Origin of the sequence: Arthrobacter sp. TB 26, assembly GCF_000427315.1 — a bacterium.
Lineage (GTDB): Bacteria > Actinomycetota > Actinomycetes > Actinomycetales > Micrococcaceae > Arthrobacter.
In genome coordinates this window covers 1-1,930 of record NZ_AUPJ01000412.1, presented here as the reverse complement: position 1 = coordinate 1,930, position 1,930 = coordinate 1, and the positions used below count along the sequence as shown (strand labels likewise).

Here is a 1,930-nt window from a genome sequence, read left to right as displayed (position 1 = left end):
GAGCCACAGCCGTGAGGAGGCCCAATGGTTTCCGTAGCCGTCCCAGACGTTCCAGCGCGGCCCCTTGCGGATAATCAGCCATCCCGCCGGGAGCATAAACACCGCCACAACGAGGAACGCCGCGACGACGTCGGCGGGCCGGTGCCACTGGTTGATCAGGGTGGACACCCCCGTCGCGACGGCAAAGCTGCCGCCCAGGAATCCGGCCAGCGGCCGCCAGCGCGGGGAGACCATCAGGAACACCGCGGCCGCGGCCGAGGCCGCCAGGGTGGTGTGACCGGAGGGCAGCGAGTTCAGCTCCAGGGTCTCGACCCCCGTGTAGGGCCGGACCGGAACGATGTCCTTCAGGATCTGGGTGGCCACGTTGGCGCCCGTGCAGGCAGCCACGGCGATCCCCGCGGCTGCCCAGCGCCTCTTCAGCACGGTGACAACCAGGACCACCACCGAGGCGATCAGCAGGGATAACGCCGGCAGCCAGTCGAGGAGCTTATTGGCGGCCTTGCCCGCGGCACCGTGGATTTCGACTGCCTCCACGAGGGCGGACTCGTCGATGAACTGGCCCATGGTGGTGCGGACAAAGAAGTAATAGGTCGCGGCGAGGGCGGCCATGCAGCCGAGGGTGGCCAGCAGGAACAGGAACCCGGTGCCGCGGCCCTGGCGTCCAACAGGAGCCCCGGACGGCGGCTGCGGGTACTCCGAAGCCGGGTGTGTGCTGGTGCGTTCCTGCCGAAAAGTCATCCGTCTCAGGTTCCCACAGAACCCTGCGAATTTTCTGAGCGGGCGCCTTGCGCCGCCGCGCGGGTAGTGTTTGGCCATGGACACCGCGGCGAGACATCCGGACCCAGCCTTCCCCCGCTTTCACCCGCGGCCTGCGCGCGGCTGGATCAACGATCCCAACGGCCTGAGCCACGTCGACGGCCGCTATCACGTGTTTTTCCAGTACAACCCGGACTCGGCCCGGCACGGGGCCATCTGCTGGGGGCACCTGAGTTCCCCGGACCTGGTGCACTGGGACGAGGAACCGGTGGCGCTCCGGCCACAGCCCGGCGGACCGGACGCGCTGGGCTGCTGGTCCGGTGTGGTGACCGACGACGGCGGCGTACCCACCGCCGTGTATTCCGGTGTCGACACCGTGGGCGGCTACTCCCGGGTGGTCCTCGCCCGGGCCGATCGGACCCTGCGCAGCTGGACCCAGGACGGGCACGTCGCGGCCGAGGTTCCCCCGGACCCGCAGGTCACCGCTGTCCGGGACCCGTTCCTGTTCAGCTTCCAGGGCCGCAGCTTCGCCCTTCAGGGTGCCGGGCTGGCCTCCGGCCACGCCGCCGTGCTGCTTTACAGTGTGGACGACCTGCGCCGGTGGCGGTACGAGGGGATCTGGTTCAGCACCCAGGACCCGCTCGCGGCCCGGCACCTGCCCGCCGAGATCTGGGAGTGCCCGCAGCTGGTCCGGGTCCCGGATTCCTCGGGCGCGGAGACCTGGCTGCTGATGGCCTCGCTCTGGCTCGCCGCGGACCAGCACGACCACCCCAACGGCGTCGGCTACCTCCTCGGCTCGCTAACGGCGAACGGCAACGGGCTGCCGGTGTTCACCCCGGCGTCGGGCGGGAAAGCCGACCTGGGACGGGAGTTCTACGCCCCGCAGCTCCTCGCGCTGCCGGACCGGGCGCTGCTCTGGGGCTGGTCCGGCGAGGCGGAGGCCTCCGAGGAACGGCCTGGGCGCAGCCAGGCGGAGACAGACGACGCCGGCTGGGCCGGGATCCTGACGTTCCCGCGCCAGCTGTCCGTGCACGGCGAGGTCCTCGCCGTCGAGCCGGCCCCTGAACTCCGCGCCTACCGCGGCGGCCGGCTTCACCACGGCGCCGCGGGCACCCTGTCACTGCCGGGCGGGGCGGAGGCCCGGGTGGCCGGGGGAGAGGGCACGCTCCGGCTG

2 protein-coding genes are annotated in these 1,930 nt (G+C 71.3%); one reads left to right on the top strand and one right to left on the bottom strand.

Annotated elements, in window-relative coordinates:
• Nucleotides 1–738, bottom strand: a 738-nt coding sequence (locus tag K789_RS0115860) for a phosphatase PAP2 family protein (RefSeq protein WP_024367612.1), incomplete at its 3' end; no start/stop codon positions are given.
• 76 nt (nucleotides 739–814) lie between these two features.
• On the opposite strand from K789_RS0115860, the gene K789_RS0115855 reads away from it, so the two are divergent.
• Nucleotides 815–1,930 (top strand): glycoside hydrolase family 32 protein (locus tag K789_RS0115855; RefSeq protein ID WP_024367611.1); only part of this gene is annotated, 1,116 nt, incomplete at its 3' end.